The organism is Rhodanobacter sp. B2A1Ga4 (assembly GCF_018101315.1).
GTDB lineage: Bacteria > Pseudomonadota > Gammaproteobacteria > Xanthomonadales > Rhodanobacteraceae > Rhodanobacter > Rhodanobacter thiooxydans_A.
This window is the reverse complement of sequence record NZ_JADBJR010000002.1, coordinates 461682-487965: the sequence shown is the minus strand read 5'-3', so window position 1 is coordinate 487965 and position 26284 is coordinate 461682. Positions and strand designations below refer to the sequence as shown.

25 protein-coding genes are annotated in these 26284 nt (G+C 67.8%); 15 read left to right on the top strand and 10 right to left on the bottom strand.

Features of this window, described 5'->3' with window-relative positions:
- Window positions 1-17: 17 nt before the first annotated feature.
- Window positions 18-275: a hypothetical protein gene (locus IMW82_RS10815; protein ID WP_108471260.1), complete on the bottom strand. Its 258-nt coding sequence runs from the start codon at window positions 273-275 to the stop codon at window positions 18-20.
- Between the two features lie 119 nt (window positions 276-394).
- Here IMW82_RS10815 and aroE point away from each other — a divergent pair, with 119 nt between their 5' ends.
- The 3 genes from aroE to IMW82_RS10800 all read left to right on the top strand — a co-directional run bounded on the left by aroE (window position 395) and on the right by IMW82_RS10800 (window position 2171).
- Window positions 395-1225, top strand: a complete 831-nt coding sequence (gene aroE / locus IMW82_RS10810) for a shikimate dehydrogenase (protein ID WP_108471285.1) — start codon at window positions 395-397, stop codon at window positions 1223-1225.
- A complete protein-coding gene (locus IMW82_RS10805) occupies window positions 1222-1488 on the top strand; it encodes a YkgJ family cysteine cluster protein (RefSeq protein WP_211004426.1) in 267 nt (88 codons plus the stop codon). Before aroE ends, IMW82_RS10805 begins: the two co-directional genes overlap by 4 nt.
- Window positions 1489-1598: 110 nt before the next feature.
- The gene (locus IMW82_RS10800) at window positions 1599-2171 is read left to right on the top strand and encodes an energy transducer TonB (protein ID WP_108470226.1); all 573 of its coding nucleotides are present in this window, start codon (window positions 1599-1601) and stop codon (window positions 2169-2171) included.
- A gap of 6 nt (window positions 2172-2177) precedes the next feature.
- On the opposite strand, the gene IMW82_RS10795 is transcribed toward IMW82_RS10800, so the two are convergent.
- On the bottom strand, window positions 2178-2708 hold the full coding sequence (locus tag IMW82_RS10795; RefSeq protein ID WP_108470227.1) for a gamma carbonic anhydrase family protein: 531 nt from the start codon (window positions 2706-2708) through the stop codon (window positions 2178-2180).
- 92 nt (window positions 2709-2800) lie between these two features.
- Here IMW82_RS10795 and IMW82_RS10790 point away from each other — a divergent pair, with 92 nt between their 5' ends.
- Window positions 2801-4858 carry a M3 family metallopeptidase gene (locus tag IMW82_RS10790; RefSeq protein ID WP_108470228.1) on the top strand — a complete coding sequence of 686 codons (2058 nt, stop codon included), beginning with the start codon at window positions 2801-2803 and terminating at the stop codon, window positions 4856-4858.
- A 58-nt stretch (window positions 4859-4916) separates the two neighbouring features.
- On the opposite strand, the gene IMW82_RS10785 is transcribed toward IMW82_RS10790, so the two are convergent.
- The gene (locus IMW82_RS10785; protein WP_007512189.1) at window positions 4917-5126 is read right to left on the bottom strand and encodes a cold-shock protein; all 210 of its coding nucleotides are present in this window, start codon (window positions 5124-5126) and stop codon (window positions 4917-4919) included.
- A gap of 223 nt (window positions 5127-5349) precedes the next feature.
- Here IMW82_RS10785 and xth point away from each other — a divergent pair, with 223 nt between their 5' ends.
- From xth to IMW82_RS10770, 3 genes are all read left to right on the top strand, one after another.
- Window positions 5350-6117: an exodeoxyribonuclease III gene (xth, locus tag IMW82_RS10780; RefSeq protein ID WP_108470229.1), complete on the top strand. Its 768-nt coding sequence runs from the start codon at window positions 5350-5352 to the stop codon at window positions 6115-6117.
- Between the two features lie 5 nt (window positions 6118-6122).
- Window positions 6123-6800 carry a YecA family protein gene (locus IMW82_RS10775; protein WP_108470230.1) on the top strand — a complete coding sequence of 226 codons (678 nt, stop codon included), beginning with the start codon at window positions 6123-6125 and terminating at the stop codon, window positions 6798-6800.
- A gap of 112 nt (window positions 6801-6912) precedes the next feature.
- Window positions 6913-7746 (top strand): pirin family protein, encoded by an 834-nt coding sequence (locus IMW82_RS10770; RefSeq protein ID WP_108470231.1) that lies wholly within the window; start codon window positions 6913-6915, stop codon window positions 7744-7746.
- 55 nt (window positions 7747-7801) lie between these two features.
- Here the strand turns inward: IMW82_RS10770 and IMW82_RS10765 are convergent, their stop codons facing one another.
- The 6 genes from IMW82_RS10765 to IMW82_RS10740 all read right to left on the bottom strand — a co-directional run bounded on the left by IMW82_RS10765 (window position 7802) and on the right by IMW82_RS10740 (window position 16384).
- Window positions 7802-8623, bottom strand: a complete 822-nt coding sequence (locus IMW82_RS10765; RefSeq protein WP_108470232.1) for a carbohydrate ABC transporter permease — start codon at window positions 8621-8623, stop codon at window positions 7802-7804.
- Window positions 8620-9498: a sugar ABC transporter permease gene (locus tag IMW82_RS10760; protein ID WP_108470233.1), complete on the bottom strand. Its 879-nt coding sequence runs from the start codon at window positions 9496-9498 to the stop codon at window positions 8620-8622. Before IMW82_RS10760 ends, IMW82_RS10765 begins: the two co-directional genes overlap by 4 nt.
- A complete protein-coding gene (locus IMW82_RS10755) occupies window positions 9495-10811 on the bottom strand; it encodes a sugar ABC transporter substrate-binding protein (RefSeq protein ID WP_108470234.1) in 1317 nt (438 codons plus the stop codon). Before IMW82_RS10755 ends, IMW82_RS10760 begins: the two co-directional genes overlap by 4 nt.
- Complete coding sequence (locus tag IMW82_RS10750; RefSeq protein ID WP_108470235.1) at window positions 10808-12265, bottom strand: glucoamylase family protein; 1458 nt, start codon at window positions 12263-12265, stop codon at window positions 10808-10810. The genes IMW82_RS10755 and IMW82_RS10750 overlap by 4 nt, the downstream gene beginning before the upstream one ends.
- Window positions 12266-12400: 135 nt before the next feature.
- Window positions 12401-15208 carry a TonB-dependent receptor gene (locus IMW82_RS10745; RefSeq protein ID WP_108470236.1) on the bottom strand — a complete coding sequence of 936 codons (2808 nt, stop codon included), beginning with the start codon at window positions 15206-15208 and terminating at the stop codon, window positions 12401-12403.
- A gap of 168 nt (window positions 15209-15376) precedes the next feature.
- Complete coding sequence (locus tag IMW82_RS10740) at window positions 15377-16384, bottom strand: LacI family DNA-binding transcriptional regulator (protein ID WP_108470237.1); 1008 nt, start codon at window positions 16382-16384, stop codon at window positions 15377-15379.
- Window positions 16385-16779: 395 nt separating this feature from the next.
- Here IMW82_RS10740 and IMW82_RS10735 point away from each other — a divergent pair, with 395 nt between their 5' ends.
- Both IMW82_RS10735 and rsmG read left to right on the top strand, forming a co-directional pair.
- Entirely contained in the window at window positions 16780-17229 is a 450-nt protein-coding gene (locus tag IMW82_RS10735; protein WP_108470238.1) for an SPFH domain-containing protein, read from the top strand.
- Window positions 17230-17380: 151 nt separating this feature from the next.
- Window positions 17381-18013, top strand: coding sequence for a 16S rRNA (guanine(527)-N(7))-methyltransferase RsmG (gene rsmG / locus IMW82_RS10730; protein WP_108470239.1), 633 nt, complete (start codon window positions 17381-17383; stop codon window positions 18011-18013).
- Between the two features lie 149 nt (window positions 18014-18162).
- Here the strand turns inward: rsmG and IMW82_RS10725 are convergent, their stop codons facing one another.
- Window positions 18163-19518: a GH1 family beta-glucosidase gene (locus IMW82_RS10725; protein ID WP_108470240.1), complete on the bottom strand. Its 1356-nt coding sequence runs from the start codon at window positions 19516-19518 to the stop codon at window positions 18163-18165.
- 130 nt (window positions 19519-19648) lie between these two features.
- Between IMW82_RS10725 and ugpC the strand changes: the two genes are divergently transcribed.
- The 6 genes from ugpC to IMW82_RS10695 all read left to right on the top strand — a co-directional run bounded on the left by ugpC (window position 19649) and on the right by IMW82_RS10695 (window position 26276).
- Complete coding sequence (gene ugpC / locus IMW82_RS10720; RefSeq protein ID WP_108470241.1) at window positions 19649-20737, top strand: sn-glycerol-3-phosphate ABC transporter ATP-binding protein UgpC; 1089 nt, start codon at window positions 19649-19651, stop codon at window positions 20735-20737.
- A gap of 76 nt (window positions 20738-20813) precedes the next feature.
- A complete protein-coding gene (locus IMW82_RS10715) occupies window positions 20814-21683 on the top strand; it encodes a ParA family protein (RefSeq protein ID WP_211004425.1) in 870 nt (289 codons plus the stop codon).
- A gap of 270 nt (window positions 21684-21953) precedes the next feature.
- Window positions 21954-22820, top strand: coding sequence for a ParB/RepB/Spo0J family partition protein (locus IMW82_RS10710; RefSeq protein WP_199909784.1), 867 nt, complete (start codon window positions 21954-21956; stop codon window positions 22818-22820).
- 14 nt (window positions 22821-22834) lie between these two features.
- Window positions 22835-23380 carry a sigma-70 family RNA polymerase sigma factor gene (locus IMW82_RS10705; protein ID WP_108470244.1) on the top strand — a complete coding sequence of 182 codons (546 nt, stop codon included), beginning with the start codon at window positions 22835-22837 and terminating at the stop codon, window positions 23378-23380.
- Window positions 23367-24134, top strand: a complete 768-nt coding sequence (locus IMW82_RS10700; protein WP_159082133.1) for a DUF3379 family protein — start codon at window positions 23367-23369, stop codon at window positions 24132-24134. Before IMW82_RS10705 ends, IMW82_RS10700 begins: the two co-directional genes overlap by 14 nt.
- 303 nt (window positions 24135-24437) lie before the next feature.
- A complete protein-coding gene (locus IMW82_RS10695; protein ID WP_108470246.1) occupies window positions 24438-26276 on the top strand; it encodes a hypothetical protein in 1839 nt (612 codons plus the stop codon).
- Window positions 26277-26284 lie beyond the last annotated feature (8 nt).

Genomic DNA, 26284 nt, shown 5'->3' with positions numbered 1-26284 from the left:
GTCCGGGCGGGGCGCTGCTAATGCCAGGCCGCGTGTCGGACCATGCGCCGCCGCGGCCGGCACAGCGCCAGCAGTTGCCGCGGCAGCGAAGGCTCCAGCGCCAGCAGCACGACCAGCGGCGCGCCGAGCAGCCAGAACGTCGGCGTCCAGCCGAGCAAGTCGGTGTGCGCCGGCACGAGTGTGCTCAGCAGCAATGCGCCGCCGCCCAGCAGCCACAGCGTGGCCGCGCCGAGCAGGCGTGGATGGTGGGCGGGTGGCAAGGCTGGCGTGCGCATGGCGGTCGTCTCGTCGGGATGGGCAAGCACAGGCTGGCGCGTGCCCATCTCACCGGCTGCGACCCCCTTGCGGCGGACCCCCACGTAGAATGGCCGCCAGCCACCACCGGGAAATCTTCATGCCAGCCGCCCAGTTCGCCGTGTTCGGCCATCCGATCAGCCACTCGCTGTCGCCGACCATCCACCAGGCATTCGCGCGGCAGTTCGGCATCGAGCTGGAATACCGCGCGATCGACGTGGCGCCGGCCGATTTCGCCGCGGTGGTGCACCGCTTCTTCGCCGACGGCGGCCGCGGCGCCAACGTCACCCTGCCGCACAAGGCCGCGGCGTTCGCGCTGGCCGCGCAGCGCAGCGTGACGGCCACCCGCGCCGGCAGCGCCAACGTGCTGACTCCACTAGCCGACGGCGGGCTGGCCGCGCACAACACCGATGGCGATGGTCTGGTGCGCGACCTCACCGAACGCCATGACCTGGACCTGCGCGGCCACACCGCCCTGCTGCTGGGCGCCGGCGGCGCCGCGCACGGCGTGGCGTGGAACCTGCTGGACGCCGGCGTGGAAACGCTGACCATCGTCAACCGTTCGCCTGCGGCGGCCGACGCGCTCGCCGACGCGATCGGCGATCCGGCGCGGGCGCATACGCGCTACTGGGAAGACCTGGCCGACATCGGCAGCTACGACCTGATCGTCAACGCCACCTCGGCTGGCGTGCTGGGCGCGGCGCTGCAGTTGCCGTTCTCGCTGGTCGGGGCGCGCGCACTTTGCTACGACCTTTCGTACGGCAGGGCTGCCATCGACTTCCTTGACTGGGCGCGCACGGCCGGCGCGCGCTACGCGGTCGATGGTCTCGGCATGCTGCTGGAAACCGCCGCCGCCGCGTTCGAGCTGTGGCATGGCCAGCGCCCGGACACCGAGCCGGTGTACCAGTCGCTGCGCCAGCAAGGCGCGTGAACGCACCGGCCTGCCGCGTCGGTTGCGGCGCCTGCTGCATCGCGCCGTCGATCAGTTCGCCGATCCCCGGCATGCCCGGGGGCAAACCCGCCGGCGTGCGCTGCGTGCAGCTCACCGACGACCACCGCTGCGCGATCTTCGGCCGTCCCGAGCGGCCCGCCGTGTGCGCCAGCCTGCGCCCCGAGCCGGTGATGTGCGGCGCCGACCGCGCCCATGCGCTGGCCTGGCTGGCGCGGCTGGAAGCGGCCACTGTCACACGCTGAAGCCACTTCGCCACGAGACTGCAACATGGCGACACTAAGGTGCTGCCTGCCGCCGGGAGCGCGTCGACGACGCAGGCTCCCGCGCGCGGCGTTCCCCGGCGCACCCCGTCATGCCTCGTCCAGCCTTCCTCATCGCGCATCGCTATGTGATCGCCGCGGTCTGCCTGTGCCTGTTGCTGGTGGCCGGCGGTCTTGCCTGGCACAGCCGGGCCAGCGCGGACGCGGCGCCGGCGAAAAAGGCCGCCGTGGCGGACGACGAGGCGCAGAGCGGCAGCACGATCATGCTCGGGCTGGCCCGCGACGCGGTGCGCGACGGCCGCCTGGTCTCGCCGGAAGGCAACAACGCGTTCGAGTTCTACTTCAGCGTGCTGCAGCTCGACCCGCAAAACCAGGCGGCGCTGGACGGCCTGCGCGAGGCATTCAAGCCGGCCTGCACGCTGGTCGAGCAGACCGTGGCCGCGGGCAATCTCGACGATGCGCAGCGCGAGCTGCAGCTGCTGCGCGCGTACGACGCCGGCAACTACCAGTACGACCCGTCGCACTACGAGACCAACGCCAGCAACTACCAGCTGGCGCTGCTCGCCGGCTACCTCGATGCGCAGCGCATCCTGCTCGGCCGGCGCCACGCGGCGGAGGCAGCGGCAATCAACGCGCGGCAGGCGAGCGTCACCACGCCGCAGTAGGCGGGTTCAGCTGGCGAGGTAAACGTCTTTCAGCCGCACGTAGTGGTCGGCCGAGTAGTGCAGCTGCTCAATCTCGCGCTCGCCGAGCCGGCGCACGCATCTCGCCGGGTTGCCCAGCCACAGCTCGCCCTCGCCGACCACCTTGCCCGGCGGCACCAGCGCGCCGGCGCCGACGAAGCCATGCTTCATCACCACCGCGCCATCCAGCACGCTGGCGTGCATGCCGATCAGGCAGTAGTCGCCGATGGTGCAGGCATGTACCACCGCGGCGTGACCGACGGTGACGCCCTCGCCGATCAGGCACGGGTAACCGGGTCCGTACGGGCCGGCGTGGGCGACGTGCACGATGGCACCGTCCTGGATGCTGGTCTTCGCGCCGACACGAATGTGGTTGACGTCGCCGCGCAGCACCGCGCCGGGCCAGATCGAGACGTCGTCGCCCAGCACCACGTCGCCGATCACGCTGGCGGCGGGGTCGACGTAGACACGCTGGCCGAGGCTGGGCGCGATGCCCTTGAAGCTGCGCAGGGAATTCATCCGGGCATTCTAGTGGCGCGGCGCCGTCACATCGCCACGCTTGATTTCGCCCGGCGCGGTCGCCACGCTGGCAGCTTCGCAAAGGAGCGTCCATGAGTGACCACAACCCGCTGCTGGCCGACGACGCGCTGCCGGCGTTCACGCAGATCCGCCCCGAACACGTCGAACCGGCGATCGACACGATCCTGGCCGACTACCGTGCCGGCATCGACGCACTGGTCGCCCCCGGCGCAGCGCGCGACTTCGACCACGTGATGCTGACCCAGGAACGGCTGGAGCAGCGCCTGGCGCGGGCCTGGGCGCCGGTGTCGCACCTGCACTCGGTGGCCGACAGCGAGGCCTTGCGCAAGGTGTACGGGCCGGCCGAGGAGAAGCTCACCGAGCACGCGATCGAGCTGGGCCAGAACCGCGACCTGTACGCCGCGGTGCGGGCGCTGGCCGAGGCGGCGGATTTCGCCGCGCTGCCGCGACCGGAGCGCACGCTGGTCGAACACGCGCTGCGCGACTTCAAATTGTCCGGGGTGGCGCTGGAGGAGCCGGCACGCTCGCGCTTCCGCGAGATCGGGGTGGAGCTGTCCAAACTCTCCACCGAATTCTCCAACGCCGTGCTGGACGCCAGCGAGGCATGGCACGAGCACGTCACCGACGAACGCGATCTCGCCGGGGTGCCCGAGTCCGGCCGCGCCGTACTGCGCCAGTACGCCGAAGACCAGCAACTGGACGGCTATCTGGTCACCCTGAAGCAACCCAGCGTGCAGGCCGTGCTGACCTACGCCGACAACCGCGGCCTGCGCGAGCGGGTGTACTGGGCTTACCAGACGCGCGCGTCCGACCAGGGCCCGAATGCGGGCAAGTTCGACAACGGCGCGCGCATCGAGCGGATCATGGCGCTGCGCCACGAGGCGGCGCAGCTGCTTGGCTTCGCCAACGCGGCGGAGGAATCGCTGGCGACCAAGATGGCCGCCTCGCCGACCGAAGTGCTGGAGTTCCTGCACGACCTGGCGGTGCGGGCGAAGCCGGTGGCACAGCGCGAACTGGCCCGGCTGCGCGAGTTCGCCAGCGCCGAGCTGAAACTCGACAACCTCGAATCGTGGGACGTCGGCTACGCCGCGGAGAAACTGCGCCAGCGCGACTACGCGCTGGACGAGGAACAGCTGAAGCCATACTTCCCGCTGCCGGCGGTGATCGGCGGCCTGTTCGGCCTCACCGAAAAACTCTACGGCATCACCCTCGCCCCGCGCGACGGCGTCGACGTGTGGCATCCGGAGGTGCGCTACTACGACGTGCGTGATGCCGACGGCCGCGTGTTCGCCGGCGCCTACGTCGACCTGTACGCACGCAACGGCAAGCGCGGCGGCGCGTGGATGGACGTCTGCCGCGCGCGCTTCGACGACGGCGAAAACCTGCAGCTGCCGGTGGCCTTCCTCACCTGCAACTTCGCGCCGCCCACCGGGGGCAAGCCGGCCCTGCTCACCCACGACGACGTGCTGACCCTGTTCCACGAATTCGGCCACGGCCTGCACCACCTGCTCACTTCGATCGCGTTGCCCTCGATTGGCGGCATCGACGGCGTGGAGTGGGACGCGGTGGAGCTGCCCAGCCAGTTCATGGAGAACTTCGGCTGGAACCGCGAGGCGCTGGACCTGTTCGCGCGCCACTGGCAGACCGGCGAGCGGTTGCCCGACGAGCTGTTCGAACGCATGCTGGCCGCGCGGCATTTCCACGCCGGCCTGTTCCTGGTGCGCCAGCTGGAGTTCGCGCTGTTCGATTTCCTGCTGCACCTGGAGTACGACCCGGCGCAGGGCGCGCGGGCGCTGGCGGTGCTGGAGGAGGTGCGCAAGCAGGTCGCCGTGATGCACCCACCGGCCTGGCAACGCTTCCCGCATGCGTTCAGCCACATCTTCGCCGGCGGCTACGCGGCCGGTTACTACAGCTACCTGTGGGCCGAATTGCTCAGCGCCGATGCATTCGGTGCATTCGAGGAGCATGCCGAGAGAAACGGCAGCGTGATTGATCGCAGCACCGGTGAGCGCTTCCGCCGCGAGTTCCTCGCGGTCGGCGCCAGTCGCCCGGCGCTGGAAAGCTTCATCGCCTTCCGCGGCCGCAAGCCGGAACCGGAAGCGCTGCTGCGCAGCCACGGGCTGGCCTAGGGGCAAAAAAAAGCCCGCCGAGGCGGGCTTTTCTTCAGGGGTTGGAGTCCGTGGGACTTCAGACCGCCTGGACTTCCTCAGCCTGCAGGCCCTTCTGGCCCTTGGTGACGATGAACGTGACGCGCTGGCCTTCCTGCAGGGACTTGAAGCCCGTGCCCTGGATCGCGCGGAAATGCACGAACAGGTCGTCACCGCTTTCCGGGGTGATGAAGCCAAAACCCTTGGCGTCGTTGAACCACTTGACTGTACCGCTCTGACGATCCGACATGTAACTTTACCTTTGAAGCATGGATGTGTCTGCGGTCCGATACGCTGAGGCACGGCCGCAATAGGAGCAAAAATAGGAGTTTCCTCGGACTCTTGCTCGCGCAGCATACACTGGAATTCGCGCTTTCGGGGGTTTTTCGCAGCTTCCGTTCATCTTCGTGCCGTCGCCCGGCCACCCCGGCCCGCGCCGCAGGGGCCGCCGGCGCTTCCCGTACAATGTGGCCATGAAGATCGCCTCGTGGAACGTCAATTCGCTGAAGGTGCGCCTGCCGCACCTGACCCAGTGGCTGGCCGAGGCGCAGCCGGACGTGGTGGCGTTGCAGGAAACCAAGCTGGAGGACGCGAAATTCCCGCTCGACGAGCTGGCCGCGGCCGGCTATCGCGCGGTGTATTCGGGGCAGAAGACCTACAACGGCGTGGCGATCCTGGCCCGCGACGAACCCGTCGACGTGGTCACCGACATCCCCGGCCTGGACGACCCGCAGCGGCGCATCCTGGCCGCCACCATCGGCGGTCTGCGCGTGGTCGACCTGTACGTGGTCAATGGCAAGGCGGTCGGCGACGAGAAGTACGCGTACAAGCTGGACTGGCTGGCCAGGGTGCGCGAATTCCTGGCACGCGAGCTGGAGCGCCACCCGAAGCTGGTGGTGCTGGGTGATTTCAACATCTGCCCGGACGAGCGCGACGTCTACGATCCGGTCGCCTGGGGCGAGGACATCCTGTGCTCGCCGCCGGAGCGCGCCGCCCTGAAGGCGATCACCGACCTGGGCCTGCACGACAGTTTCCGGCTGTTCGAAGCCGAGGCCGGGCACTACAGCTGGTGGGACTACCGGCAGGCCGCGTTCCGCCGCAACATGGGCCTGCGCATCGACCTGATCCTGATCGGCGAAGCCCTGAAATCCGCCGCCACCGCGGCAGCGATCGACCGCGAGCCGCGCCGCTGGGAACGCCCCTCCGACCACACGCCGGTGACGCTGGAACTGGATATCTGACTGAAATGACCTCGAAGACCGAATGGCCCAGCTCGCTGGACGACAACGAACTGGACGAGCTGGACCGCTACCTGCGCGCGCACACCGGCGAGGGTGACCTGTTGCTGGATGGCGTGCACGGCCTGCTTTCGGCGCTGGCGGTCGGCCCGCTGCTGGTGCTGCCGGACGAATGGCTGCCCGAGGTGCTGCACGAGCCGTTCACCGACGAGGACGAAGGCAACCGGGTGCTGGCGCTGCTGGCCAAGCTCAACGATTCGATCATCGCCGAACTGGAGGTCGACGCCTACGAGCCGATCCTCGGCGAGGTCGAGCTGGAAGGCGGCCCGATGCTGTCCGCCGCCGGCTGGTGCGAAGGCTTCAGCCGCGGCATCGACCTGCGTGCCGGGCTGTGGGAGGGCCGGCTGGCCGAGGACCCGCAGCTGATGGAACTGCTCGGCCCGGTGATGGCGCTGGCGGTGGACGAGGGCATTCTCAGCGCGGACGCCGAATTCGAGAAGCTCAGCGACGACGAATACGACGAATGCCTGTCGCAGGTGCCGGCCGTGCTCGGGGCGGTGAACCAGTATTGGCAGGCCCAGCCCGCCACCGAGGCCGAAGTCGAGGCGATGGTGCGCCAGCAGCAGCCCGACACCGGCGACGACGGCAATCCGCCGCGCCAGCGCAGCGGGCACTGGGTGCACTGAGGCGGACTGCCGGCGTTGCGCGGGTGGAACGATCCGTTCGTGCCCGGGTGCTTGGACAAGTGCGTGAACAGGACCATCTTGGCGTGCAGTCATCCTTGAACCGGAGTACGCCATGAGCGACCGCCACATCACCCGCCGCATCCGCGGCATGGACACGTCCGACGGCGCCGGCGTGAAGCTGAAGCGCGTGATCGGCCAGCCCGGGCTGGACATGCTCGACCCGTTCCTGCTGCTGGACGAATTCCGCTCCGACAGCGCCGGCGACTACATCGCCGGTTTCCCGGAGCATCCACATCGCGGCTTCGAGACGGTCACCTACATGCTGGCCGGGCACATGCAGCACCAGGACAACCACGGCAACCGCGGCGACCTCACCCCGGGCAGCGTGCAGTGGATGACCGCCGGCCGCGGCATCCTGCATTCGGAAATGCCGCAGCAGGAAAATGGCCTGATGTGGGGCTTCCAGCTGTGGGTGAACCTGCCGGCGGCCGACAAGATGACCGCGCCGCGCTACCAGGACATCGGCCCCGAGCGGATTCCGGTGGTGCAGCCGGCCGCAGGCGTCGAAGTGAAGGTGATCGCCGGCGAACTGGCCGGCGCCACCGGTCCGGTCGAGGGCATCGTCACCGCGCCGGTGTACCTGGACATCGGCCTGCAGCCGGGCGCGCAGTTCACGCTGGATCTTCCGGCCGGGCATCACGGCTTCGCCTACGTGTTCGATGGCGAGGCGGCCCTGGTCGGCGGCGAGCAACTGCAACGCAGCGAACTGGGCGTGCTGTCCGACGGCACGCAACTGCAGCTGGCCGGCGGCGACACGCCATCGCGCCTGCTGGTGGTCGCCGGCAAGCCGCTGAACGAAAGCGTGGCGCGCTACGGGCCGTTCGTGATGAACACGCCCGAACAGATCCACGAAGCGATCGCCGACTTCCGCGCCGGCAAGTTCTGAGCAGTTGCGTTCGCCTCCTCTCCCTGCCGGGGAGCGGAGGCGATGGCAAGCAGCCTCAGCCCTTCACGCTGCCCAGCAACAAACCCTCCAGGTAATACCGTTGCAGCGCCAGGAACAGGACGAGCACCGGCAGCACGGTGACCACCGAGCCGGCCATCATCAGCTCGCTGTCCTGCGCGTGCTCGCGCGCCAGCGAGGCCAGTCCGATCGGCAGCGTGTAGTGCTCCTGCCCGGTCAGCACGATCAGCGGCCACATGAAGTCGTTCCATGCGGCGAGGAAGCTGAAGATCGCCAGCGTCACGATGACCGGCTTCAGCAGCGGCAGCACGATCTGCGCGAAGATGCGCCACTCGCCGGCGCCGTCGATGCGCGCGGCCTCCAGCAGTTCGTCGGGGATGCCGCGCGCGTACTGGCGCACCAGGAAGATGCCGAACACGCTGGCCAGCGCCGGCGCGACCACGCCGGCGTAGCTGTTGACCAGGCCGATGGACTTCAGCAGCAGGAACAGCGGCAGCATCGCCACCTGGGCGGGGATCACCAGCGCGCCCAGCAGCGCCTGGAACAATCGTTCGCGGCCGGCGAAGCGCAGCTTGGCGAAGGCGTAGCCGGCCATCAGGTTGAAGACCAGCGACAGCGCGGTGATCGCGCCGGCGACCAGCAGGCTGTTGAGCAGGTAGCGACCCATGCCGGCACGCACGAACAACTCGCGGTAGTTGCCGAGCGTGGCATGTGCCGGCAGTAGCGGCGGCGGCAGCGCGCTGGCCTCGCCCGGCGCCATGAACGACACCGACAGCATCCACAGCAGCGGGAACAGCGCGACCACCGCGCCGCCGATCAGCAGGCCATTGACCAGTGCCTTGGCCAGCCGCGGATTCACGAGGCGTCTCCGCGGCGCGACAGCTTCAGCATCAGCACGGTCACCGCGAACATGATCAGGAACAGCAGGAACGCCACCGCCGAGGCCGAGCCGAGGTTCCACCACTTGAAGCCCTCGTCGTACATCAGGTACAGCACGCTGACGGTGCTCTGCAGCGGGCCGCCCTCAGTCATCACGTAGGGCTCGGCGAACAGCTGGAAGTAGCCCGACACGGTGAGGATGCCCACCATCAGCAGGGTCGGTTTCAGCATCGGCAGGGTGATGTGGCGGAACTGCCGCCAGCTGGATGCGCCGTCGATGCGCGCGGCCTCGTACAGCTCCGGCGGAATCGCCTGCAGGCCGGCCAGGAAGATGATCATGTTGTAGCCGAAGTTCTTCCACACCGCGAACGCGATGATCGTCGGCATCGCCCAGTGCGGGTCGCCCAGCCAGTCCACCGGATGGACGTCCAGCAGTCCCAGCAGATAGTTCGCCATGCCGTATTTGGTGTTGAACAAGTAGCGCCAGATCACCGCGGTGGCCACCACCGTGGTCACCACCGGCGCGAACAGCGCGGTGCGCAGCAGCGGCTTGCAACGCGCCAGCGGCGAGTTCAGCAGCAGCGCCGCACCGAGCGAGGCGCCCATCGACAATGGCACGCCCACCGCGACGAAATACACCGTGTGGCCCAGCGCCGACCAGAACAGCGGCCGCTGCAGCAGTTCCCAGTAATTGCCCAGCGCCACGAAGCGCAGGTTGCGGATATCGGCCAGCGCGTAGAGGTCGTAATCGGTGAGGCTGAGCGCGAGCGCAGCCAGCACCGGCAGCAGGAAGAACACGCCCAGCACCACCAGCGCCGGCGCGAGGAACAGCCACGCGCTGCGCGGCGAATTCACCGGGCGGACTCCGGTGCCTGACCGGCGCTGGCGTGATCCAGCACCCAGCGGCGCTTGGCCAGGATCGCGTCGGCGCGGCGATCCATCTCGGCCGCCGCCTGGTCAATCGTCAGCCGGCCGGCGATCGCTTTGGCTGCGACCAGCTGCATCTCGTTGGCGATACGCTCCCACTCCGGTACCGCTGGCGTGGGCTTCACCTGTTCCAGCTGATCGCGGAACGCGCGCAGCTTCGGGTCGTCGCGCAGCGCAGCGCCCTGCCACGAGCTGCGCCGCGGCGGCAGGTCGCCGAGCAGCTCATAGAAGCGCTGCTGCACCGCCGGCTGCGACAGGTATTCGATCAGCTGCCAGGCGGCGTCCTTGTGTTTCGAGGCGCGGAAGATCACCAGGCTGGAGCCGCCGGCCACGCCGATGCCGGCGCCATCGGGGCCAGGCAGCGGCGCGGTGGCCCAGTCGTCCTGCTGTGCGGCGCTCAGGCGCGAGCGGAACTCGCCGATGTTCCACGGCCCGGACAGGTAGAACACGTACACGCCGCGGCCGAATTCGGTCCACGGGTTGCCGGCCTCGACGTTGGTGATTGCCGGTGCTTGTTTCAGCTTGAACGTGTCGACGTAGAACACCAGCGCGCGCTTGAAGCCGGCGCTTTCGAAGTTGCCGTAGCGGCCGCCGTCGCGCAGCAGCGGCTCGTCCTGCTGCAAGGCCAGCGACATCAGCTGCTCGTACTCGTTGGTCGGCAGCAGGATGCCGTAGCGGTGCCGCGCGGGATCGCTGAGCGCGGCGAGCATGCGCCGCCATTCCGCCCAGGTGCGCGGCGGTGCATCGAAGCCGGCGGCCTTGAGCAGGTCGCGGCGATAGAACAGCAACCGCGTATCGACGTACCACGGCACGCCATACAGGGTGCCGTCGATCACATTGGTCGCCCAGATGCTGGCGAAGTAGTCGTGTGGCTGCACCACCGTCGAATGGTCCACGCGACCCTGCAGCGGCTCCAGCGCGTGCAGCGCCGCCAGTTCCGGCAGCCAGGTGTTGCCGAGCTGGCTGAGGTCGGGGGTCGAACCGCCGGCGAATGCGGTGAGCAGCTTCTGGTGCGCCGCGGTCAGCGGCAGCTGCTGTACCTGTACGTGAATGTCCGGATGCGCACGCTCGAACGCCGGCAGCAGCTGGATGATCGCCTCGCCCTCGCGGCCGATCGTCCAGAACGTGAGCTGCTGCCCCGTCGGTGCCGGCGTACAACCGCCCAGCAATGCGCCGCACAAGGCGATCCCGGCCAGCCACAGGCCACGCCGCGATCGTTGCGGGCGCGTGCCGCAGGTCATTTTTCCGGCGCCCCCGCACCCAGCCAGCCGCCTTCGAAGCCGGCGCGCTCCAGTCCCTTGCGGATGTACGGGTTCTTCTTCATCACCTTCCACACGAAATCACTGCGCCAGTTCTCGATCATCAGCACGATCGGGCCCTGGTCGATGCCGAGGTAGACAGTGTCGACCCAGCCCATCGGCAGCAGTTTGCCGGTGCGCAGTTCCGTGCGCATGTGGAAGCTGGGGTTGAAGGCGTCGACGAAGCCGTACTCGCCGTAGATGTCCTTGCCGTAGCGGTGCTTCATCGCCTCCAGCGCGGGGATCACCAGTTCCGGCGCGAACGCGATCGAGCCGCCGGCCGCGGTCGGCGCGATGGTGCCGTCGTCGACCACCCAGCCGAGCCCGGCGCCACGGGCGGTGTAGCCGTGGAACTCGCGCCGGCGCTGGCCCTCCATGACGACCCCGCCCGGACCGTTGCTGGCGGTCAGCCCCCACACGTTCGGGCCGTAGCCGGTCCAGCCGCCGGGGTTGGCAATGGCGTAGTTGCGCTGGGCGATCACCGCGCGGCGGCTGTTCTCGAAGTAGTCCAGGTCGTGCTGGCGATTCCAGGCGTCGCGGATGCCGCGGAAGTCGATCCACACGTGGCTGTACTGGTGGCCGAACAGCGGGCCGAAGTTCAGCAGTTGCTGGCCTTCGAACTGGCCCCAGTGGCGGTCGTACGTGCGGGTCCATGCCTTCCATGCATCGGCGCCGACCGGATGGGTGGGCGAGCCCAGCGCCAGCACGTACAGCAGCATGGCCTCGTTGTAGCCCTCCCAGTCGTGCGGGATGAAGTGGCCGCCCGGCGTCCAGCCCATGCTGACCAGCGGTGCGCGCGGCTGCATCCACGGCCAGTCGACGCGGCGGTAGATGCGGTCGGCCAGTGTGCGGATCTCGTGCTCGGCCGGCGTGTCGCGGTCGTAGTACGACTGCGCGAACAGCACGCCGCCGAGCAGCAGGGTGGTGTCCACGCTGGACAGCTCGGTCCAGCGCGCGGTGCGCTTGCCGCTGTGCATGTCGAGGAAGTGGTAGAAGAAGCCGCGGTAGCCGCTGGCGTCGTCCTCGCTGTCATTTTGTGGCGCGCTGTCGAAGAAGCGCAGCGTGGCCAGGGTGCGTTCGATCGCCTGCCTGCGCGTGATGTAGCCGCGCTCCACGCCCACGCCGTAGGCAGTCAGGCCGAAGCCGACCGCGGCGATGCTGGAAAACGATTCGCCGGGATAGTGGTCGGGGATCAGCCCGTTGGCGGGGTTCGCGCTGTCCCAGAAGAAACGGAAGCTGCGTTGTTCGAGGTCGTTGACCAGCGCCGGCACGGCTGGCGCGCGGGCCTGTGCGGCGGCGGGCTGCGCCTGCCAGGCGGGGCTGGCCGGGGCCGCGACGACCAGGGCGAGGCCCAGCAGGAGCGAGGAGAGCCATGAGCGGCGGTGGGGAAACGTCATGAGGGTTCTGCCGTACTTTGCGTTTGCGGCCGCGCGAATCCGTGCCTGCGCACGGATTCACGGAGGCCATGCAGACGTCCGCCCGCAGTCTGCGGGCGGACGGGTGAAGCGGCGGTACCAGCTGCCGCAGGTGGGTCAGAACGTGTAGCGCGCGCCGATCTGGAAGCGGCGGGTCTGGTTCGGGTCGGCGCTGGTGGCGCGGCCGAAGTCGGGGTTCGGGCTGGTCGTGCCCCAGTTGTACTGGTTGTTGATGTAGCCGTTGTCGACGTCGCGGTTGAACACGTTCATCACGTCGAAGCGCAGCTCCAGCGCCTGGCTCTCGCCCCAGCGGAAATCCTTGGCGATCGACAGGTCGAGGTTGAGGTACTTCTGCCCGTACTTGCCGTTGTGGAAGAAGATGCAGTTGTAATCGCAGCCCGGCACGTTGGCGAAGTAGTCGTAGGGCAGGCCGGAGCCGTAGGTGAAGATGCCGGTCAGGCGGGTGTCCCACGGCCCGCGCACGATGCCGTTCAGCACCAGGTGCTGCTTCTCGCCGACGTGGTCGGCGGGATAGCCGGCCGGATCGACGTAGTCGAGCGAGTAGTTGTCGTTGCCTTGCTGGCGCGCGCGCTGGTAGGTGTAGGCCAGCCCCACGCCCCAGCCGGAGGCCTCGGTGTACGGCTTGTCGATGCTGATCAGCACGCTGCTGGACTGGGTCTTCTTGTCGGTGTTGTGCAGCACCACGCCGTATGGGCTGCCCGGCATCTGGTTCAGCACGAAGCCCGGTTCCGGCAGGCGGTTCCACACCCAGGTGAACTGGTCGTAGCCGAGCACGCGGGCCAGCGTCAGCGAGGCGGTCCAGTCACCCAGCACCTGGCGCACGCCGAGGCTGAACTGGTCGGTGTGCGGCGGCCGGGTGTTGTTGTTGATCACGTCGATCTCGGAGCTGAAGCCGGCCGCGCCGGACGCCAGCAAGGTGTTGAGGCCGGCTGGCGTGAGGTAGCTCGGGTTCCACGCGATGGTGCCGGGGGTGACGCCGCCGGGACTGAACAGGAAGGTGTAGTTGGGCACCAGCGAGTGCAGTTCCTCCTGGCTGATCCAGTCGAACGGCGTGCGGTCGTAGTAGCGGCCGGCCCCGCCGAAGATCGTGGTGCTCTGGTCGCCGTTCTTGCTGACGTCCAGCGAGAAACCCAGCCGCGGCTGGATCGCACCCTTGTAGGCCTTGCGGTCGCCGGTGCTGATGTAGTTCTGCAGGCCCAGGTATTGCAGCGTGGGGATCTGCACCGCCGGCGTCACGTAGTCCTTGTTCAGCGCATTGGTCTCGTAATCCCAGCGCAGGCCCAGGTTCAGCTGCAGGCGTTCGGTGATGTCCCAGTCGTCCTGCACGTACAGGCCGAGCTGGTTGGTATGCAGGTTGGCGCTGGCGCCGGTGGGCGAGTACACCGCCTTGTACGGCGAATTGAAGCCGCCGGGGAAGGCGGCGCCCTCCTGGAAGTAGTAGGTGGGCACGGTGGCGCTGTTCTGCTCCAGCGTGATGCCGTAGGCGGCGTACTTCACGCCAGCCTTGATGGTGTGCTTGTCCAGGCCGAACCAGGTGAAGTCGTCGCGCAGGGTGCGCTGGTCCTGGCCCTTGTCCTGCAGGTCGCTGCCGCTGCCGATCACCGCGATGCCGGGGTCGTAGATGCTGCGCACCGAGCCGGATTCGGCCGAGGTCGGGTGCCACTTCGCGGTGCCGGCATCGAGCAGCAGGTCGTTGGTCCAGCTGTCGCCGCGCGACTGCCATTTCACCAGCAGGTCGTCGACGTTGTTCTTGCGGTTGCTGCGCGCGCTGTAGGTGGTGTTGCCGCCGAAGCCGAGCTGTTCGCTGTCGCGGCGGGTGGTCAGGCTGAGGTCGACGTTGTTGTTGTGGTTCGGCTGCCAGCTCAACTTGCCGAAGAAGGTCTTTTCGTTGAACGGTGCGGAGAAGGTGCCGTTGTACTGGGCAAAGCGCGGGTCGTTGATCTGCACCGTGTTGTTGGCGGTGTCCTTGCGTTCCTCGTAGTTGATGAAGAACTGCGCCACGTCCTTGATGATCGGGCCGCCCAGGGTGAAGCCGCGCTGCTCGCGCTTGTAGTCGGGTTTCTTGACGTGGTTTTTCTTGTCGAACGAGTTCTGCGCGATCATCCCCTGGTTCTGGTAGTAGTCGTACAGCGAGCCGTGGAACTCGTTGGTGCCCGACTTGGTGACCGCGGTGATGATCGCGGTGCCGGCCTGCTCGTACTCGGCCTTGTAGTTGTTGGTCAGCACGCGGAATTCCTGCACCGCCTCCTGCGAGAACGGGTTGCCGCGGGTCGAGTCCTGGCCGGCGATGCCGCCCTTGAGCACGTTGTTCTTCAGGCTGGCTCCGTCGATGAAAACGTTTACATTCTCGGCCGACTGACCACCGGAGGAAAAGGTTTTCTGGGTGGGGTCGCGCGAGGTGACCACGCCCGGCACCAGCTTGGCGAAATCGAGGAAGTTGCGCTCGTTCTGCGGCAGCGTCTGGATCTGCTTCTGGGTGACGTTGGTGGCCACTTCCGAGGTGCGCGTCTCCACCAGCGTGGCGGCATTCACCGTGACGCCCTGCAAGTTGGTGGCGTTGACGTTGCTGGGCGCGGCGCTGGCGTCGAGGTTCAGGTTCAGCGACTGGCCGACCTGCACGGTGACGGTCTGGCTGGCCCCGCCGGAGCGGATGGTGTAGCTGCCCGGCGCCAGTCCGGCCAGGGTGTAGTTGCCGTCGGCGTTGACCTTCGCCTTGCTGACGAAGCCGGTGGCGACATTGGTGGCGACGACCTCGGTGGGTACCTGCCCCTGCGCGGCGCTGACGTGCCCGCGCAGGATCGCCGTGCTGGTCTGGGCCTGCACGCCCGGCAGTGCGAGCGTACTGACCAGCAGGCCGGCGAGGGCCAGTGAGATATGCCTGGGTAACGTGCGTTGATTGGCCATGAGCTGATCCTCTCCCGTAGGTCGGTGCAAGTAGTTCGGACTTTTCTGCTGTCACGTTGCTGGGTGTTGCCCGTGGAGGGATCCCCTCGATCCTTCCGCGTCAGCCGCCCGCTGTCCCGGGGGCGGTTCAGTCCGACGCGATCCCGCATCGGCAAGCTGTCTGCGCCGCTAGGCGATCGGCGCTCCGCTGGACGCGCGCACGACCAGTTCGGCACCGACGTGGCGGCGGGTGCCGGCCGGCACGCTGCCGGGGTTGTCGATCTGCTCGCCCAGCAGCTCCATCGCCTGGCCACCGAGTTCGGCGATGTGCACCTGGATCGTGGTCAGCGGCGGCGTTACATAGCGCGCCATCGGCACGTCGTCGAAGCCGCTGACGGCGATCTCCTCCGGCACGCAGATCCCGGCGTCGCGCAGCGCCGCCATGCAGCCGATCGCCATCATGTCGTTGGCGGCGAACACGGCGTCCGGCCGTGGTCGCATCGCCAGTACCTGCTGGCCGGCGCGGTAACCGGATTCCTCGCTGAAATCGCCGCACAGGGTGATGGCCGTGCTGCCCGGCGCACGGCTGGCCAGCGCCTCGTGGTAGCCGCGTTCGCGCTCGCCGGCGTCGCGGTTGCCGGGCGGCCCCTGGATGAAGGCGATGCACCGGTGGCCCAGCGACAGCAGGTGTTCGACCATCAGCCGGGCGCCGCCGTCGTTGTCTACCGACAACGCGCAGTAGCCGGTGCCGGCCAGCCGGGTGTTCATCAGCACGGTGGGCAGATCCTGCGGCAGGTTCTGCCGCAGGAAGTCGGCATCGGCGTGCGGTGACATCAGCAACAGCCCATCGACCCGGCCCTGCATGGCGCGCAGGGCGGCGGCGGCGGCATCGGCGTCGTCGTGCGAACTGGAAACCAGCAAATGGAGGCCGCGTGCCCGCGCGGCCAGGTCGATGCCACGGATCAGCTCGGAGAAAAACTCGCCGTACAAGTCCGGCAGCAGTGCACCGACCGTGTTGGTGCGGCGGGTGATCAGCATGCGCGCCGCGGCATGCGGCACGTAGTGCAGGCGCCGCGCAGCCTCATGGATGCGCTGGCTGGTCGCCGCGGTCACCCCGCGGCCACCATTCAGCGCACGCGACACCGAGGCCACGGATACCTTGGCCTCGCGCGCCACGTCTTTGATGGTTGCCGACATGTCGGGGTGTCCTGGTGGGGCCAAAACCGCACTGCTGCGCCAACGTAAACGTTTTCATGGCGCGTTGTAAAGTGCTTGTGAAACCAAAATTTCATGCCGCGCCGCAGCAGCCTTTGGGCGCTCACAGGGGATAGATCGTCGATGCTGGCGGCAACGGCCCGCACAGAGCTTGCTACGGCGTCGCAGCAGCCGGCTCGTTGGCATGATTCAAGCTTGCCATTCGCATGGATCTTCCGGTTCTGTGACTGGCGTCGCCAATAAGCGGGCAGGCGCCTGTTGTTAAAGATTCGATTTTGCCGTTAAATGAAGGTTAATCTTCGTAGCTTCAGTCGGCTGTATCCTAAAGCTCCGAGCGTTTTGAAGAAACTGAAGGCAAGATACTGATTTCTCAGGCCATGATGACTTTGCTGACCTTGTTGCTCGTGATCCCCGCCGCACTGCTTGCCAGTGCGGTCAGGCGCGTGCCGGCCGGCCAGGTCTACAGCCTGTATCGCCACGGCCGACTGCTGCGCGTGCTGCAGGCGGGCACGCACCTGGTGCTGCCGCTGCTGGATCGGGTCGGGCACAAGATCAACCTGGCCGGCCAGACCCTGCGTTTCGAGGAGCCGCTGGCCGATGCGCACGACGTGCGCGGCACGGTGTACTGGCAGGTGCTGGAGCCGGAACGCGCCGACGCGGTGTTCGAGCAGGTCGACCAGCTGATCCGCCGCGGCGCGCAGGAAGCGCTGCGCAGCGAGCCGGTGGCCGATCACCGCGACCTCGGCGCGAAAGTAAAGCAGTCCCTGAACAGCGCGCTGCGCGAGCGCGGCATGATGGTGACCCGGGTCGAGCTCGACGTGGCCTGACCACGGCATTGCGCCAGGGCGCCCGAGAGCGCCCGCGCCGCAGGGGATTTGCAAGCCTTCGACCCGCCTCGGCGGGTCTTTCTTTGGGCGGGATTGGCAATGCCGCCGCGGGCCGCGGATACTTTGCGCCCCCACGCCCACGAGTGACCCGATGACCACGCGCGACGCCTTGCGGACCCAACTCGAACAGGGCATCGCCGCGCTGGGCCTGTCGCTGCCGGCCGACGCGGTGCCGCGACTGCTCGACTACCAGGCCCTGCTCGAACGCTGGAACGCGGCCTACAACCTCACCGCCGTGCGCGACCCGGCGGAGATGGTCACCCGCCACCTGCTCGATTCGCTGGCGATCCTGCCCTACGTGCAGGGCGCCACCCTGGCCGACCTGGGCACCGGCCCCGGCCTGCCCGGCATCGTGCTGGCGATCGCCGCGCCGGGCCGGCAGATCCTGCTGGTCGATTCCAACGGCAAGAAGGTGCGCTTCCTGCGCGAGGCGATCCGCGCGCTGAAGCTGGAGGGCGTGCGCGCGCTGCAGTCGCGGGTGGAAGACGTCGAGGGCCGGTACGACTGCGTCACCGCGCGCGCGTTCGCCAGCCTCGCCGACATGCTCGGCTGGGGCGGCCACCTGCTGGCGCCGGACGGGATCTGGCTGGCGATGAAGGGCAAGCGGCCGGACGAGGAACTGCCGGGGATTCCGGCCGGTTTCGCGCTGCGCGGCACGCATGAATTGACGGTGCCGGGGCTGCCGGCCGAACGCCACCTGCTGGTGCTCGGCCGCGCCGTGTGAACGGTGTTCCTTCCCCCCGTTTGGGGGGGGAAGGTGCCGAAGGCGGAAGGGAGATGCGGCGTAGCCGCGCTTTAAGAAGCGAAAAGCAGGAGCACCCCATCGGCCCTCCGGGCAGCTTCCCCTGCATGGCAGGGGAAGCGGGAGCGGATTCAGTCGTCCAGCACGGCGCCGTTGCTTGCGATCACCTGCGCGTACAGCTTCGCGCTGGCCTTGGCTGTGCGCTGCTGGGTGGCGAAATCGACGTGGTACAGGCCGAAGCGCCGGGAGAAGCCCAGCGACCACTCCAGGTTGTCCAGCAGCGACCAGGCGTAATAGCCCTTCAGGTTGACGCCAGCCTCGATCGCCTTGTGCATGGCCTTGAGGTGCTTGCGCAGGTAGTTCATGCGCAGCGGATCGTCGAGTACGCCGTTCTCGGCCACCGGCGGGTCGTAGAACGCCGAACCATTCTCGGTGATGTACAGCGGGATGTCGCCGTAGCGCTGCTTGAACCAGCTCAGCGTGTCGGTCAGGCCCTGCTCGAACACTTCCCAGCCGGTCTCGGTGTAGGTCCTGTTCGGCTGGCGTACCGGCGCGGCCTGTAGCGGGTACTGGTTCGGGTCGTGCCTCACCACGGCGCGGGTGTAGTAGTTGATGCCGACGAAGTCGACGGGCTGCTTCGTCAGTTTGAAATCGTCTTGCGGGAAATCCGGCCACGCGTCATCGAAGATCTCCTTCAGCTCCGGCGGGTAGCTGCCCAGCAGCGCCGGGTCGGCGAACTGCTGGTTCATGTAGGCGTGCGCGCGGGCCGTGGCGGCGAGATCCTCGGCGCGGTCCGAGTGCGGGTACTTCGGCTCGATGTTGAACACCACGCCGATCTCGTGTTTTCCATGTGCGCGATACGCCTGGATGCCCGCGCCGCTGGCGCGCATCAGGTTGTGCGCGGCGATCGGCGCCTCGTACTTGTTGCGATGGCCCGGCGCCAGCGCGCCGTGCAGGTAGCCGCCGTCGGTGACCACCCAGGGTTCGTTGAGCGTGGACCAGCGTGGCACGCGGTCGTCCAGCGCCTTGAACATCACCTCGGCGTACTCGGCAAACCAGTGCGCGCTGTCGCGGTTGAGCCAGCCGCCGCGGTCGTCCAGCGCCGCCGGCAGGTCCCAGTGGAACAGCGTGGCGTTCGGCGCGATGCCGTTTTCCAGCAATTGATCCACCAGCCGCGAATAGAAATCCAGCCCCTTCGGATTGACCCGGCCGGTGCCTTCGGGCAGCACGCGCGCCCAGTTGATGCTGAAGCGGTAGCCCTTGAGGCCCAGCGCCTTCATCAGCTGCACGTCACCCTGGTAGCGGCGGTAGTGGTCGCAGGCGACATCGCCGGTGTCGCCGTTGGCCATCATCCCCGGCGTGTGCGCGAAGCGCTGCCAGATGCTGGGGCCGGCGCCGTCGGCCAGCGGCGAACCCTCGATCTGGTAGGCGGAAGTGGCGGCGCCCCAGTGGAAGCCGTCGGGGAAGCGGAAGCCGGGGGGCGTCATGGACGTTCCTTCGATCGAAAAGCTTGATGTAAACGATTACATCGGCAGAATAGCCCAATGCCCCGCGGAAGTGCAGGCCAGCGCATGCTGCGCGGGACGGCCGTCGTGGCCAACCGCACCGGAGATGCCGATGGCCGCCGTACGTCTGGATCAGCTGCGCAAGGTCTACCCGAACGGCCACGTCGGCGTGGCTGACGCCAGCTTCGAGATTGCCGACGGCGAGCTGCTGGTGCTGGTGGGGCCGTCCGGCTGCGGCAAGACCACCCTGCTGCGCATGATCGCCGGGCTGGAGTCGATCAGCGGCGGCACGCTGAGCATCGATGGCCGTGTGGTCAATGATGTTGCGCCGAAGGACCGCGACATCGCGATGGTGTTCCAGAACTACGCGCTGTACCCGCACATGACGGTGGCCGAGAACCTCGGCTTCGGCCTGAAGCTGCGCGGGCACAAACGGGCCGAGATCGACCGCCGCGTGGCGGCGGCGGCGAAGACGCTGGAGCTGGAAGCGCGGCTGGCGTCGCGTCCGGCCGCACTGTCCGGCGGCCAGCGCCAGCGCGTGGCGCTGGGCCGGGCGCTGGTGCGCGAGCCCAAGGTGTTCCTGCTGGACGAACCGCTGTCCAACCTGGACGCCAAGCTGCGCCTGTCGATGCGGGTGGAGATCGCGCGGCTGCACCGCCAGCTCGGCGCCACCATGGTCTACGTCACCCACGACCAGATCGAGGCGATGACCCTGGGCCAGCGCATCGTGGTGCTGGACGGAGGGGTGATCCAGCAGATCGACACGCCGATGAACCTATATGACAAGCCGGCCAACCTGTTCGTGGCCGGCTTCGTCGGTAGCCCGGCGATGAACCAGCTGCACGGCACGCTCAGGCTGGCCGATGGCTGGCAGCTGGCCACCGCGCACGGCGACATCGCGCTGGGTGAGCCCGCGCAGGCGGCGGCCTGGCAGCTGTGGCGCGACCGCGAGGTGGTGCTGGGCATCCGCCCGGAGGACCTGCAGCCGCAGGATGCCGCCGCCGCGCTCAGCGCACAGCTGGAAGTCATCGAGTCGGTCGGCAACGAAATCTTCCTGAACCTGCGCTACGGCGACCAGGCGCTGGTTTCGCGGGTGGCGCCGCGGGCCCTGCCCGCACCGGGCGCGACGTTGGCACTGGGTCTGGCGGCCGAGCGGCTGCACCTGTTCGATGCCGCCAGCGGCAACCGGATCGGCGCCTGAGCCCGGCCTGGCAGGCAGGCAAGGTTGCGCGGCAATGCTAATCTAGCCGTCCTTCGCGAACCGTAGCTATCCATCCATGGCCCGCATCATCGCTGTCGCCAACCAGAAGGGCGGCGTCGGCAAGACCACCACTGCCGTCAATCTCGCCGCTGCGCTGGCCGCCGCGAAGCGCAAGGTATTGCTGGTCGACCTGGACCCGCAGGGCAACGCCACCATGGCCTCGGGCGTCAACAAGCGCGACATCAAGGCGAGCGGCTGCGAGGTGCTGCTGGAAGAGGTGGAGACCGCTGCGGCGATCGTGCCCACCGACGCGCACTACGACCTGCTGCCGGGCAACGGCGACCTCACCGCGGCCGAGCTGAAGCTGATGGACGCACTGGCGCGCGAGCATCGGCTGAAGGAAGTGCTGGCCAAGGTTTCGGCCAGTTACCACACCATCCTGATCGACTGCCCGCCGTCGCTGAACCTGCTCACGCTGAACGCGCTGACCGCCGCCGATGGCGTGCTGATTCCGGTGCAGTGCGAATACTTCGCGCTGGAAGGCCTGTCCAGCCTGCTGGAGACCGTCAAGGCGGTGCGCCACCGACTCAACCCGACGCTGGAGATCGAGGGCCTGCTGCGCACCATGTACGACGTGCGCAACAACCTCGGCAACGAAGTCTCCGCTCAGCTCACCCAGCATTTCGGCGACAAGGTGCTGCGCTCGATCATCCCGCGCAACGTGCGCCTGGCCGAGGCGCCCAGCCACGGCCAGCCGATCCATCTGTACGATCGCAGCTCGCGCGGCGCGATCGCCTATATCGGCCTGGCCGGCGAGGTGATCCGGCGCGAGCGCGGGCTGCCGCCGCGTGCCGGCCACGCCGAGGCGCTCGACGACATCGAACCGCCATTACACGGCGACAGCGGCCCGACGCTCAAGGCGCCGGCCGCCAACCACCAGGAATGAGAGCCTGTTTGTGATCTCCAAACACCCCGCGTTGTCATCCCGTGGCTGTCAGGTGGTAGTGCGTGGCGCCGGCCTGCCTGGCCGGCAGGCCAAGCCGCGCGCTGCCGCATGGCGGCCACGGGATGACAACCCGTCGGGCCGGATCTGTTTGCGTGCAGGCCGGCGTCATCATTCGGTCGTGGACGGACGTCCACTCCCTCACTCTTCCTTGGCCTGCGCGCAAACAGCTTCCGGCGCGGGGTGCTTGGAGATCATAAACAGGCTCTAGACATGGCAGCTGCGAAAAAACGTGGATTGGGCCGCGGGCTCGACGCCCTGCTCGGCGGCGACGGCGATGCCGCGCCGTCGGTGCTGACCCAGGAAGGCGAGCTGCGCGTGCTGCCGATCCAGCAGATCCAGCCCGGCAAGTACCAGCCGCGGCGGCACTGGAACGACGAGGCGCTGGACGAACTGGCCGCCTCGATCAAGGCGCAGGGTCTGATCCAGCCGGTGGTGGTGCGCGAGATCGGCAAGAACAGCTACGAGCTGATCGCCGGCGAACGCCGCTGGCGGGCGGCGCAGCGCGCCCAGCTGGGCGAACTGCCGGCGCTGGTGAAGGCGGTGCCGGAGGCCGCGGTGCCGGCGATGGCGCTGATCGAGAACATCCAGCGCCAGGACCTCACCCCGCTGGAAGAAGCCGACGCGCTGAAGCGGCTGATCGACGACTTCGACCTCACCCACCAGCAGGCCGCCGACGCGGTGGGCCGTTCGCGTGCCTCGGTGTCGAACATGCTGCGGCTCACCGAGATGCCGGAGTCGATCAAGCGCCTGCTCGACGACGGCAAGCTGGAAATGGGCCACGCCCGTTGCCTGCTGACCCTGGAAGAATCCATCGCCGTGCCGCTGGCGCGCCAGGCCTCGACCCTGGGCTGGTCGGTGCGCGAGCTGGAAGAAGCCGCGCGCCGCGCGCAGACCGCGCCGAAAGGCAAGGCGAAGAGCGCGCCGCGCGATCCGAACATCAGCGCGCTGGAGCGCGAACTGGCCGAACGCTTCGCCACCCGCGTCGAGCTGGCGCAGGGCCGTGGCGGCCACGGCAAGCTGGTGATCCACTACCACAGCAACGACGAGCTGGAAGGCATCCTCGGCAAGATGCGTTGACCACGGGTTGAAAGATGAAGCGCCTCGGGCCGGTCTCCTGGGTGGTGAATTCCCGACAACGTCAATTCGAGGCGCTGACCCGCGCGCACGCCGGCGACCTGTACCGTTTCGCCTACTGGCTGTGCGGGCAGGACGCGCTGGCCCAGGATCTGGTGCAGGAGACCCTGCTGCGCGCGTGGAAAAGCCTCGACGCGCTGCGCGAGGCCGAGTCCGCCAAGCCGTGGCTGCTGACCATCCTGCGCCGCGAACACGCACGTCTGTACGAGCGCAAGCCGATGGATACCGTCGAGCTGGACGACAATCTCGCCGAAGACGCTGCGTGGGCCAACCCCGAACGCCACGGCGCCGCCGCCGAACTGCGTGAAGCCATGTCGAAACTGCCGCACAAATACCGCGAACCACTGCTGCTGCAGGTACTGGGCGGCATGAGCTGCGACGAGATCGCCGCCGAGCTGGGCCAGCAGCCCGGCGCGGTGATGACCCAGTTGTTCCGCGCGCGGCAGAAGCTGAAATCCATCCTGCAGGGCGGGCATGCGGAGGTGCAGCATGGACTGTCTTGAGTTCCGCCGCCGCCTCGGCGCCGAGCCACATGTGCGCGATCCCGAAGGTCTCGCGCACCGCGACGACTGCGCCGCGTGCAGGGCCGCGTGGGAGCGTGCGCAATCTTTCGAGCATGCGCTGCAGGGCGCGCTGGACGTGCCGGTGCCCGAAGGCCTCGCCGAGCGCGTATTGCTTGCCCAGGCCACCGGCCAGCGCCAGCACGCCGTGCGTCGGCACCGCGTCGCGTTGGCGCTGGCCGCCTCACTGCTGCTCGCGCTCGGCGTCGGTGGCTACGGCTGGCGGCAGCTGGATGCGCACTCGCTGCCCGCGCTGGCGGTGGCGCACATGCCGGGCGAGATCCACTCGCTCGACCTCGTCCAGCCGATCGCCGCACCGGCCATCGCCGCCGGCTTCGCCGATCGCGGCGTCAGCCTGCACGGCCCTGCCCCCGCCGACGTCACCTACGTGCACGACTGCCCGGTCGGCCCGTACAAGACCGTGCACCTGGTCAGCCGCGTCGACGGCACGCCAGTCGCCGTGCTGTACCTGCCGCACAAGCAGGTGGCGAAGGCCAGCGACTTCCATCGCGGCAGTTGGCACGGCCGCATCGTGCCACTGCAACACGGCACCCTGGTGATGCTCACCGATCGTGGTGGCGCGCCGCATTTCGATGCGGTGGCGCAAGGGTGGCGGATGGCGATTGATGGGGTGGGTGGGGCGCAGATTGCGGGAAGCGGCGCGGTGGACGGGGAGCCGGGGCGGTTGGCGCCTTGAGGGCCGATCAACGCTGTGAAATACGCCGAACCCCGAGATGCGTGAGGTCGGATCACGCCGGTCATCCTCGTCGAATGCATGTTGGCCGTCGTGGGAGCGATGCGCCGCATTGGAAGTGGCCGTTATCGACCCGTTGCGGTCATCCGCCACCCCGGTGAGCGGCCGTTGACCGGGCGAAAGCGGACGATCAGGGGACAAAGAGCGCGTCAGGTGTAGCTATGCCGTACCTGAATTCCCGCACGTGCTCGTTTACACTCGCGCCCGTGGGGGCCGGTCTGTCGCCGGCGGGGACTTCGTGTTGCCGTGGCCGTGCGTCCATCCTTCTTCGCGGAACTGAAGCGCCGCAACGTGCTGCGCGCAGGCGTGCTTTACGCGGGCACGGTGTGGGCGTTCGGACAGGGGCTGTCGCAATTCAGCCCGGCGGTCGGGTTGCCGGATTGGGCGACGCGATGGTTCCTGATCGCCGCGGCGACCGGCTTTCCCTTCTGGATCGCGTTCGCGTGGTTCTACGAATTCACTCCGCAAGGTCTGAAACGCGAAAGCGAGATCGCATCGGACGATTCGATCGCACGCTCCACCGGCCGCAGGCTGGACAAGTGGATCATCGCGGTGCTGGTGGTGGCGGTGGTGTTGTTGCTCACCAATACTTTCGTCTGGCGCAAGGGTGCGGGATTGGCGAGCGATTCCGCGCTCGCAAGCGCTCCCGCCAAGTCCATTGCGGTGCTGCCGTTCGAAGATCTCAGTCCCGGGCACGACCATGGCTATTTCTCGGCCGGCATGGCCGAGGAACTGCTGAATGCGCTGGCGCGCGTGCAGGATCTGAAAGTTGCCGGTCGCGCGTCCTCTTTCTACTACGGCAGCCGAAACGCCGACCTGCGCACGATCGGCAAAGCGCTGGATGTGAGCAATGTGCTGGAAGGTTCGGTGCGCAGCCAGGGCGATGAGGTGCGCATCAGCGTGCAACTGGTCCGCACCCATGATGGTTTCGAGGTATGGTCGCAAAGCTACGACGGTGACATGCGCAATATCTTCGGCGTGCAGGAGCGCATCGCGCGCGCGATCACCGATCACCTGAAGATCGTCCTGACTGGCAGCGAGCAGGCAAGACTGGTGCCGGTAGCGACCACCAGCGCCGAAGCCTATGCGGATTTCGTGACTGCGCAGGAACTGGTCAACCGACGCACTGGTGACAGCTTGCCGCGCGCTATTGGGTTGCTGCAGAAAGCCACCACGCTCGACCCGAATTTTGCGCGCGCCTGGTCCAAGCTCGCGGTCGCCTACGCGGTGCTGTCGCAATACACGGGGAACGATTGGAAAGCGAGCTGGCGAGCGTCCGATGACGCTGCACATCATGCGCTCGCGCTTGATCCGAGCGCGGCAGAAGCCTACGCCGCGCTCAGTTACAACCAGTTTTCGCAACGACATTACCTGGCGATGGTGGAGCCCATGCAACGCGCGCTGACATTGGCGCCCGACAATTCCGCGGTGAATTACTGGGCGTCCAACGAGCTGGCGGCGATGGGTCGAACCCGTGATGCCGAGGTGCGGATCGACGTCGCCCTCGCCAACGATCCGGTCAACCCGCTGCTGCTGTTCTACAAAAGCATGTTGCGTTGGCGCGAAGGCGATCAGGCCGGGGCGCTGGCCTACATCCATCGCGGCGGTGTGGCGGATTCCGCATTCGGCGCGTTGATGCTGGAGTTCTATGCCGCCGCACATGGCGACCTGGCGGGCTCTGCCCGGCAGTTTGCCGATTCGACGAGCCAAATGGGCACAAAGATTCCCGCCGCCGATCTGCAGGCGATCTATCGCGGCACTTATGGCGACGTCGCACGGCACCAAACTGCGCTGAAAATCCTCGATGCGCATCTGGATGACGACTGGACCCCGACGATGCTATTGCAACTGGACGAGCCGAAGCATTCTTTCGATTTGTATGAGCACGGCCACAGCGGCCTGTCCGATGCGTACCTCAATTGGCTGTGGCAGCCGGAACCCTGGTCGCGCAAGGCGCGCCAGGCGCCCGCATTCCAGGGCTTCGCGCAGCGCATCGGAATGGTTGCCTACTGGAAACAATACGGCTGGCCGGATCTGTGCAAACCTGCCCCCGAAAAAGGGTCTGATGGTTTCGTTTGCCAATGAGCGCGCGA